Source organism: Dellaglioa sp. CoH-57-MRSF-16, from assembly GCF_056782055.1.
The window spans coordinates 19,384-28,905 of sequence record NZ_JBXAXZ010000009.1 but is presented as its reverse complement, the minus strand read 5'-3'; the positions used below and the strand labels follow the sequence as shown (position 1 = coordinate 28,905).

Here is a 9,522-nt window from a genome sequence, read left to right as displayed (position 1 = left end):
TTATTTGCGATATTCATTATCGCCTCAATAGCACTTATTAAATATATCAGCTTTCTTTTTCTTGGTCAAGTCTATTTATGTGAATATCTCTTAATATTACAAATAAATCGTAATTTCAGTCCCCTTATCATTCGAATCTTTCACACTAATCTCTCCACCCATTGATGTCACTAGTTCCTGCACAATAGCGAGGCCAAGCCCATTACCTTCTATTTGTTTATTTCTAGACGGATCTACTCTATAGAAACGTTCAAATATTCTTTTTTTGTCTTGATTTGAAATACCAATACCAGTATCTGATACTGCTATAAAAAATCTTGTCTTTATTTTGCCTACTTCAACTACCATACGCCCATTATCAACATTATATTTAACAGCGTTTTGCAATAAATTACCTAAGATAGTGGCTATCTTATTTTTATCAAACTTTACATAAAGATCTTTTGTTATTCTCTTGTCTACTATTAAATTTTTACTTTTAATAGTACTACTTAATAAATCTAACTCATAATTTATCATAGCATCTAAATTGAAACTCGAAATATTTTCTTTGGGTTTTTGCCCTTTTGCTAATTTTAATATCTCTTGAATTAATACTTCTAATTTTTCACTTTCGTCATAAATAATATTTAAAAATTTGTTAGTTGTACTTGAATCAACAGATTCTTCTAAAAGAGTTTCAGCAAATCCTTTAATTGCTGTTACTGGTGTTTTCAATTCATGACTCACATTTCCGACAAATTCATTTTGCATTTTCTCTAATAATTTCAGCTCAGTTATATCATATAAAATTACGATTACTTGAAATTCTACATTGTTATTTGCTATATAGACGACCGTTGCATCAACCACTCTGTTTGTATTGGCAATTTCAACTTCATCTCTTTGCTTATCTTGTGTTTTAATGGCTTTTTCAATTAGTCCACTCAATTTGTATGTTTTAATATCATCAATATATGAATGTTGCTTACTTTCTATCTGTTGGCCTAATAATTTAGAAATCATATCATTTACGACTAGTACTTGTCTTTTATGATCAATTTGCATAACCCCAACTGTCAAATGTTCAATTAATTTTAGATAGTTATTATTTTGTACCTGATAGTGAATATTTCTTTTCTTTTGATAACTTTCAACACGATTAATGGCTTTCGATAATTCAAAATTGGGACTATCTGTATCTAGTAATACATGATAAGAATCTCCTTTATTGACTAAACTATTCAATATATTAGCCATTAATTCGGACTCAGCACCTGCTTTAGATGCTATTTTATAAAGTATAGCTATTTCAATCAAACTCAACACACTTACTCCAATAATACTATTCTTACTAAAAAGTTTCCCGGATACATCCCATAGAAGTGTCATACTAAATGTTAAATTTAGCAACAAGATTAACGTCGTAATTATCCATTTTAGTTTTTGTTTCATTTATTCTCCTCAAACTTATAGCCAAATCCTCGAACTGTCTTTAAATATAGGGGGTTTTTAGCATCTACTTCTAATTTTTCGCGTAAATGGCTCACATGCATATCTATCATCCTTGTTTGCCCTTCATAATCGTATCCCCAAACACCGCTCAATAACTTTTCTCTACTTAGCACACGTCCTGTTCGTTTAATAAAATATACTAAAAGTTCGAACTCTTTTGGTGTTAATGCAACTTTTTCATCATTTTTATAAACTGAATAGTTAGAAAAATCAATTTTAAAATCTTTAAATTCTCTCACTTCATTATCAATTTGTTCATCCTTAGATGAGTCATGTTCAGTACGTCTCAAAATAGCCTTAATTCTTGCTATTACTTCTCTTGGACTAAACGGTTTAGTCATATAATCGTCTGCACCAATTTCTAAACCAATTATTTTATTCAATTCATCATCTTTAGCCGTTAAAATGATTATTGGCGTTTTTACTTTTTCTTGTCTTAATTTTTTTGTAACTTCGATACCATCGTAACCAGGCAGCATCAAATCGAGAATAATGAAATCAAAATTTTGTTCTGTTGCTTTTTTAAATGCACTAGGCCCATCTATTGCTACATGCACTTCATAGTTCGCATTTTCTAGATTATACGTTAACAGCGTAACAATTGCTGGTTCATCATCTACAACTAAAATTTTTTTCATTATTTATCCCCCTGATAACTAAATTTATTTAATTATGACTAACCCTATTTCATATGGTGAGTCTGAAAATATCGCACTTTCTGTTATTTTTGTATCTCCACTAAATGTCCTAATTTTTAATCGACAATACGTTGAGCTACTCTGTAATGCTTCATACAATTCGGTTTCGTTTCTAACTTCAATGCCATTACATTGAACGACCACATCACCAACCTCTACGTCCATCTTTGAAGCTGGCGTACCTGGGCGTACCCCTACAATTAATATTCCTTCATTGGATTCTGCAAACCATTTTTCTTGTTTATTATCATGGCGTTTGATCATATATTGGCTGATACAATACGCAACTAATAGAACAATTAATCCATATATCCCCATTATTGGTATAAATATAGCCATTATCGCTAAACCTGTCCCTATAAAAGCTAAATATAAGTATTGTTTTTTTATAAATTTGATAGCTACTCTTGGTATTTCTTTATAGATACGTAATGATAGCCCAACAATTAATGGTAAAATAATGATGTTAAATTCTGTACCTGCTATATGAATAATTGGCCACCAAGAGAGTACACTATGGAATTGATCACCCGGTGTTAGAATTACAAGTGGCACCAGATACAGATCCTTCATACTAAACGACGATATATTTCGCCCTCGTTTACCTGACTGTGTGTTCGGCGATAAGGGACTATTTCTGAATAAATACAGCGCACAAGCAGTTATAAATAAAATGACTGTCCCTATCAGTAGAATCCCTGTCGTAAATTCAACGTGAAATTCTTCATATTTAAATATTTCAAAATTACTTAATTGAGATTTAGTCATCCCATATACTAGTCCCGATATAATAAATAGCGGAAAGATAGCATCAAATACTGGGTATAGTAGTAGTCCTAAAATCATAAAAATAGCATAAATAACTACCCAGTTAATAGGCAACATAACACCTAGTCCAAATAGTAACATTGATCCAATAATACTAAAAATAAAGCCTACTTTTATTGCATGACGTCCCTCATAAAAATCACTATCGACAGCTGTTCTAAATGCTTGTCTCTCTTTTTTAATTCTTCGTGTATACATACCATAAATCAGTATAATTGCTAACCAAAGCGTTGGTTGCATGAAAAAGTTTCCAATAATTTTAAGCGTTACCATAAATGCACCTATTTTCTTTAATATATAGTACTCAAATTATATCATGCTTTGTCATGATTCAAAAAAGATAATCATAATAACAAAAAAGACTGAATTTTGCATTTAGCAAAATCAGTCTTTTAAAATTTAATTAAATTTTAAGGAAACGACGCATTGAAACGAACGATCCTAAAGCACCAATAATTATCCCGATTGACACTAATAATAAATCAATTTCTGCCAAGAAAGTTCCTGGTGTTAATAATTGATAACTAGTTGATGCCAACGAAACTTGTAAACCGTTATAAATCCAAATATAGCCAAAATCAACTAAAATAATTGGAATGATAGCACCTAAAAGCCCAGTCCATGCACCTTCAAGTAAAAACGGCCATCTGATAAATCCATTCGTCGCACCTACTAGACGCATAATTCCAATCTCATTTCTTCGAGATAAAATTGTGATTCTAATCGTGTTAGAAATTAAGAATACTGCAACAAAGAGGAGTAAAGCACTAATAATCATACCCCATTTTTGGATATTACCAACTACTTTAAATAGTTTTTTAGCAGATGTGCCCCCAAAACTAGCATCATTTACATAATCTAAACTTTTAGCACGTTTTGCAATTTGCTCAGTTTGTTTTGGTTTTTTAGTTTGAACATCAAATGTATCATATAGTGGATTATCATCCCCACCAAATAACTTAAATTCATTACCATAACTACCAACAACTTGTTGTAATTGCTCCTTTTTACTTGAAAAAGTAACTTTTTTAACTTCTGAATAACTTTCAAGTTTCTTTTTCAAATCAGCCTGTTGATTCTTTGTTGTCTTTCGTTCAACAAACACTCTGACTTGAACATCGTTCTCAACATCAGATGCTAATTTATTTACGTTCATTAAGATTGAAAGTAACACCCCAACCAAAATTAACGTTACAGTAACAGCACTAATAGCAGCAACAGACATCCATCCATTACGACGTAAACTCTTAATACTTTCACCAAAATGACGCCTAAACGTTCTCATTTTCATAACCGTATTTTCCTCCTTCTTCATCTCGGGCAATACGGCCATCTTCAATAGCCAACAAACGATGTGGATATTTGTTCACAATAATACTATTATGAGTTGCCATGATAACTGTTGTCCCTTGTTCATTAACTTTTTCTAAAATTGACATAATATCATCTGACGTTTCAGGGTCTAAATTCCCCGTTGGTTCATCAGCAATTAAGACTTCTGGTTTATTTGCAACTGCACGTGCAATCGCAATTCTTTGTTGTTCACCACCAGATAATTCTTCCGGAAATTTATCCGCCTTGTCAGACAAATCAACAAGATCTAGCACGTAATCAACACGTTCTTTAATTTCTGCAGGTTCTTTTTCAATAACTTCTAACGCGTATGCAATATTTTCAAAAATTGTTAAACGAGGTAATAATTTGAAATCTTGGAATACAATTCCTAAATCTCTTCGTAAAAATGGTACTTCTTTTGGTTTCATCGTTTCTAAATGAAAATCATTTACTGTGATTTCACCAGATGTTGCTTGTTCTTCATGGTACATCATTTTTATAAATGTCGACTTTCCGGCACCACTAGGTCCAACCACATATACGAATTCACCTTGGTCAATTCGAAGATTAATATCATTGCTTGCAATAATATCATCAGAATATTGTTTAAATACATTTTTAAATTCTATCAAACAGTGAATCCTCCTGTGTCTATTTTCATAACATTTTCATTATAGCATGATTATTTACCTTTATATTGCAGTAGTCTTACAATTAAGTTTCATTTTTTAACTTGGATTTTCATTTTTTAATTTCCACTGTAAATAAGCATTAATAAATCCATCTATATCACCGTCCATTACCGCTTGAACATTACCAGTCTCAAAATCGGAACGATGATCCTTAACCATTGAGTATGGGTGGAACACATATGATCGAATCTGCGACCCCCATCCAATATCCATTTGTTCACCTTGAATGGCAGCACGTTCTTTTTCTTTTGCTTCCATTTCAAGTTGATATAACTTAGATTTCATCATACTTTCAGCCGTTGCCCTATTTTGAAATTGTGACCGCTGCGCTTGGCTCGAAGTTACTATCCCTGTTGGAATATGAATTAATCTAACTGCTGAAGATGTTTTATTAATATGTTGTCCACCAGCTCCGGATGATCTAAATACTTCCATTCTGATATCATCTTGATTTAATTCTATTTCGACTGAATCATCCAACTCTGGCATCACATCAACAGATGCAAAAGACGTGTGGCGTCGACCAGCAGCATCAAAAGGTGAAATACGAACTAATCGATGCACCCCTTTTTCACTCTTAAGATAACCATACGCGTTTACTCCCTTAATAAGAAGCGTCACACTTTTCAATCCCGCTTCATCGCCAGATTGATAATCTACTGTTTCGACGATTAGCCCACTTTTTTCAGCCCATCTCGTATACATTCTAAGTAACATTAATCCCCAATCCTGAGATTCGGTACCTCCTGCACCTGGATGGATTTCTAAAATAGCATTTCTGCTATCATAAGGTTCATTCAATAATAATCGTAATTGATACTTGTCGAGTGCTTTTTTTGTCTCGTTAAACAAGTCATCAAATTCTATTAGCATATCATTATCATTTTCTTCTTGTAATAATTCAAGCATGACTTGTAATTCTGATACCTTACTCTCTAAATCATGAAACGCATCATATTTACCTTTTAATTGATTGTTTTCGTCAATAACTTTTTGTGCTTCTTCTTGGTGATTCCAAAAATCTGGGTTAGCCATTCGTTCTTCATTTTCAGAAATACGTTCATTCAGCGTCTCTAAGTCAAAGAGACCCCCTGAAGTTAGTTATTTTTTGTTCCATTTCATTAATTTGTTTCCTATAATCGCTTAATTCCATCAATTTTCTCCTTAATTTACTAAAAAGAGTCACCTTCAAACTCTATCGAATTCGGAAGTGACTCTTTAATAATGTTCTCTGATTAACTTTTTGATTAACGTTTAATATTTTGTCTGATTTCAGCTTTCATAAATAAACGTGTCACTTCAAATTCTATTGCTCCAACGACTTCTTCGAACATTCTAAATCCATCTGATTGGTATTCAACTAGAGGGTTTAATTGTCCGTAGCCACGTAGTCCAATAGACTGACGAAGTTGATCCATTGCATCAATATGCGCTGTCCATTTATCATCAACAACACGTAACACAACCACTTTTTCAAATTCAAGCATTTGTGCTGCATCAACTAATTGATCTTCTTTAATTTCATAGTTCTTTTCAGCGCGGTCGACCAAGTAGGCTTCGATTTGGTTAGCATCTTTACCTTCTAAATCTGCCAATGAGATACTGTCTTCATTAACCATTGAAGAGACAGCAAAATCTACAATAGCTTGTAAATTCCATTCATTTTGGTCACCTTGCGTGTGCATCTGAACAATATGATTAACAGTACGTTGTATCATAGGCATAATAACAGGTTTTAATGTTTTTTCTTCCATAATAATTTGTTGTCTCTGGTTATAAATAACCTCACGTTGTTCACGCATAACATCATCATATTGTAAAACATTTTTACGTGTATCATAGTTATTACCTTCGACACGTTTTTGTGCTGATTCAACTTGTTTTGTAATCATACGACTTTGGATAACAGCGTCATCTTCAGTAATGTTCATACGTTCTAAGAAGCTCTTAATACGTTCTGAACCGAATCGTAACATCAAATCATCTTCCAAAGAAAGATAGAATTGTGTCATCCCATCATCCCCTTGACGGCCAGCACGGCCACGAAGTTGATTATCAATACGACGAGATTCATGGCGTTCTGTACCAATAACAGCTAATCCACCAATTTCTTTAACGCCAGGGCCTAATTTAATATCAGTTCCACGTCCGGCCATATTCGTAGCTATGGTAACAGCACCACGTTGTCCAGCATTTAAAATGATTTCAGCTTCACGTTCATGATTTTTAGCATTTAAGACAGCATGTGGAATTTCAGCATCATCTAACATTTGTGCCAATAATTCTGACGTTTCAACTGCTACAGTACCAATCAACATAGGTTGACCAGCTTCATGGCGTTCTTTGATATCAGCAATGACAGCTTTAAATTTGCTATTTAAAGATGGATACAATAAATCTGCTTTATCATCACGAATAATAGGTTTATTCGTTGGAATTTGAACAACTTCCATATTATAAATTTCACGGAATTCTTCTTCTTCAGTTTTAGCAGTACCCGTCATACCAGATAATTTCTTGTACATTCTAAAGAAATTTTGGTAAGTGATGTTAGCCATTGTTTTAGTTTCGTCTTCAATTTCAACATGTTCTTTAGCCTCGATAGCTTGATGAACACCATCAGAATAACGACGACCTTCCATAATACGACCAGTAAATTGATCAACAATCATAACTTCACCATCTTGTACAACATAATCTTTATCACGTAGCATAACAAAATTAGCCCGTAATGCATTATCCAAATGATGAGTCAAAATTGTATTATCTGTATCATATAAATTATCTAGTCCAAAATATTTTTCACCTTTACGAATTCCTTCTTCGGTTAATGAAATTGATTTTGATTCAAGATCAATTTTATAGTCTTCTTCTTCAGTTAACGTTTTAACAAAACGATCTGCACGAACATACATGGCAGTCGTCTTTTCAGCTTGACCAGAAATAATCAACGGTGTTCTAGCTTCATCAATCAAAATTGAATCAACTTCATCGACGATAACATAGTTTAAAGGTCTTTGAACCATATCTTCACGATAAACAACCATGTTATCACGTAAGTAATCAAAGCCTAATTCACTATTTGTTGAATAGGTAATATCAGCTGCGTAGGCTTCGCGCTTTTCTTCAGCTGTTTTTTCGTTAATATTCAATCCGACAGTTAAACCTAACCATGAATATAATTCGCCCATTTCTGTTGCATCACGGCTTGATAAATATTCATTAACAGTAACAACATGAACACCTAGACCTGAAATTGCATTTAAATAAACGGGCATAGTAGCTGTTAAAGTTTTACCTTCACCAGTTTTCATCTCCGCAATATCACCATTATTTAAAACCATTCCACCAATCATTTGCACACGGAATGGGTATAGTCCTAACACACGTTTTGCGGCTTCTCGTACCACTGCAAATGCTTCTGGTAAAAGATCATCAAGCGTTTCACCTTCTTGATATCTTGCTTTAAAAGCAGGTGTTTTAGCTTTTAGTTCATCATCAGATAATAAAGCCATCTCGTCGGCCATATTTTCAATATTATCGGCTATTTTGCCTAGTTTTCTTAATTCACGATTATCACTTTCAACCCATTGTCTTAATACATTTGCCATTTAGCTTTTCCCCTTATATATCAAACACATTTATTGAATTATTTTTAATTATAATATCATTTTTTATAGTATCACTAAATCAATAAATTTTAAACTAAAATAACAAAAAAGCCCTGAGTAGTTAACTTACTCAACAGGCTTTTCAAGGTTAGTTTAATCTTCAGCTTCAATTAAACCATAGCGACCATCTTTACGTTTGTAAACAATGTTAATACCCTCTGTATCAGCATCTTCGTAAATAAAGAAGTTATGGCTCAACATATCCATTTGTAAAATAGCTTCTTCACTATTCATTGGTTTTAAAGAAACATGCTTTGTCCGAACAACATCAAATTTGCTTACTTCATCAATAGAATCTGATTCTTCATCAGCAATTTCATTACGAATTTCAATATCTTTAATTCCCTTGCCTCTTGATTGGCGATTAATTTTAGTTTTATATTTGCGAATTTGACGTTCTAATTTATCAGTCACAAGATCAACACTTGAAAGTAAATCTTGTGATGTTTCTTCAGCTCGAAGGACGAGAGAAGGCATCGGAACTGTCACTTCAACTTTGGCCGTTTTATCTGAATAAACTTTTAAATTAACATGGGCCGTTGAATTAGATGTATCAGTAAAGTATTTTTCTAATTTAAATAATTTCTTTTCAACATAATCTCTAGTAACATCTGTAACTTCAACATTTTCACCGCGAATATTGTATTTTAACATAATAAACTCTCCCTTCAATCTACAGCAGGTAACGAAACTATTAATTACCTTACCGCTTGATTTAATTATAAGCGAATAGACTTAAATTTACAAATGATATCCCTTAACAAATCTATTTAAAACGCCATTGTAATCGTTAACAGTCATTTT

At 32.8% G+C, this 9,522-nt stretch carries 8 protein-coding genes; all 8 read right to left on the bottom strand.

Translation table 11 applies throughout. The features are described from left to right. Positions 1 to 96: 96 nt before the first annotated feature. Positions 97 to 1,371, bottom strand: coding sequence for a sensor histidine kinase (locus AC1RPH_RS07350; RefSeq protein WP_481761965.1), 1,275 nt, complete (start codon positions 1,369 to 1,371; stop codon positions 97 to 99). Between the two features lie 59 nt (positions 1,372 to 1,430). Continuing rightward, a complete protein-coding gene (locus AC1RPH_RS07345; RefSeq protein ID WP_481761964.1) occupies positions 1,431 to 2,132 on the bottom strand; it encodes a response regulator transcription factor in 702 nt (233 codons plus the stop codon). A 24-nt stretch (positions 2,133 to 2,156) separates the two neighbouring features. Next, positions 2,157 to 3,293, bottom strand: a complete 1,137-nt coding sequence (locus AC1RPH_RS07340; RefSeq protein WP_481761963.1) for a PDZ domain-containing protein — start codon at positions 3,291 to 3,293, stop codon at positions 2,157 to 2,159. Positions 3,294 to 3,423: 130 nt separating this feature from the next. After that, complete coding sequence (ftsX, locus tag AC1RPH_RS07335; protein WP_481761962.1) at positions 3,424 to 4,311, bottom strand: permease-like cell division protein FtsX; 888 nt, start codon at positions 4,309 to 4,311, stop codon at positions 3,424 to 3,426. Continuing rightward, entirely contained in the window at positions 4,292 to 4,987 is a 696-nt protein-coding gene (gene ftsE, locus AC1RPH_RS07330) for a cell division ATP-binding protein FtsE (RefSeq protein WP_481761961.1), read from the bottom strand. The genes ftsX and ftsE overlap by 20 nt, the downstream gene beginning before the upstream one ends. 96 nt (positions 4,988 to 5,083) lie before the next feature. Next, positions 5,084 to 6,200 (bottom strand): peptide chain release factor 2 gene (gene prfB, locus AC1RPH_RS07325; protein WP_481761960.1). Its coding sequence is split into 2 segments (ribosomal slippage): positions 5,084 to 6,127 and positions 6,129 to 6,200, totalling 1,116 coding nucleotides; the frame shifts between segments, so codons are not numbered across the junction. Positions 6,201 to 6,294: 94 nt separating this feature from the next. Next, on the bottom strand, positions 6,295 to 8,658 hold the full coding sequence (gene secA, locus AC1RPH_RS07320) for a preprotein translocase subunit SecA (RefSeq protein WP_481761959.1): 2,364 nt from the start codon (positions 8,656 to 8,658) through the stop codon (positions 6,295 to 6,297). A gap of 153 nt (positions 8,659 to 8,811) precedes the next feature. After that, positions 8,812 to 9,372, bottom strand: a complete 561-nt coding sequence (hpf, locus tag AC1RPH_RS07315) for a ribosome hibernation-promoting factor, HPF/YfiA family (RefSeq protein ID WP_409021489.1) — start codon at positions 9,370 to 9,372, stop codon at positions 8,812 to 8,814. Positions 9,373 to 9,522: the final 150 nt, after the last annotated feature.

Coding starts and splice junctions, on each gene's coding strand:
- AC1RPH_RS07350 (WP_481761965.1), bottom strand. CDS start 1,371: ATGACACTTCTATGGGATGTATCCGGGAAACTTTTTAGTAAGAATAGT.
- AC1RPH_RS07345 (WP_481761964.1), bottom strand. CDS start 2,132: ATGAAAAAAATTTTAGTTGTAGATGATGAACCAGCAATTGTTACGCTG.
- AC1RPH_RS07340 (WP_481761963.1), bottom strand. CDS start 3,293: ATGGTAACGCTTAAAATTATTGGAAACTTTTTCATGCAACCAACGCTT.
- ftsX (WP_481761962.1), bottom strand. CDS start 4,311: ATGAAAATGAGAACGTTTAGGCGTCATTTTGGTGAAAGTATTAAGAGT.
- secA (WP_481761959.1), bottom strand. CDS start 8,658: ATGGCAAATGTATTAAGACAATGGGTTGAAAGTGATAATCGTGAATTA.
- hpf (WP_409021489.1), bottom strand. CDS start 9,372: ATGTTAAAATACAATATTCGCGGTGAAAATGTTGAAGTTACAGATGTT.